Annotated in this window: 1 protein-coding gene; it reads right to left on the reverse strand. The window is 45.4% G+C overall.

Annotation, left to right across the window (positions count from 1 at the left end; translation table 11 throughout):
• Positions 1-269 (reverse strand): IS630 transposase-related protein (locus tag P5683_RS25980; protein ID WP_315641319.1); only part of this gene is annotated, 269 nt, incomplete at its 3' end.
• Positions 270-383 lie beyond the last annotated feature (114 nt).

A 383-nucleotide genomic window follows, 5' to 3' on the forward strand; every position in this document is an offset into this window, starting at 1 on the left:
CAAAGTTCAGCCATTTGAGCGGAGGTTTTGTGGCCATGCTCTTGGGCAAAAGCCTGGAATTTGTGCCAGTCGGTAATTTGGTGGCTATGACCAGGTGGGCGATTAGGTTTAGGGAGGAAGTCGCCGGTGTGTTCTTTTCTTTGCAGCCAGAGATTGATGGTGTTCCTGCTGACATGGAAAACTTGACTGGCTTCGGTTTTGGGTATACCGTCTAGTTCAATTGCATTAATAACTTTTTGTCTAAGGTCGTAACTGTAGGGGGCTGGCATTTTGGGTCTTCTGTAGATATCCTTGCCATTATACGTCCTAAATGTTCTGTCTTGTGCTATAAGTACACAACAAGCGAGCTAAATGCCGAAATATACATCACCGAGTGAAACGGT

Origin of the sequence: Limnospira sp. PMC 1279.21 (assembly GCF_032349615.1) — a bacterium.
Lineage (GTDB): Bacteria > Cyanobacteriota > Cyanobacteriia > Cyanobacteriales > Microcoleaceae > Limnospira > Limnospira fusiformis.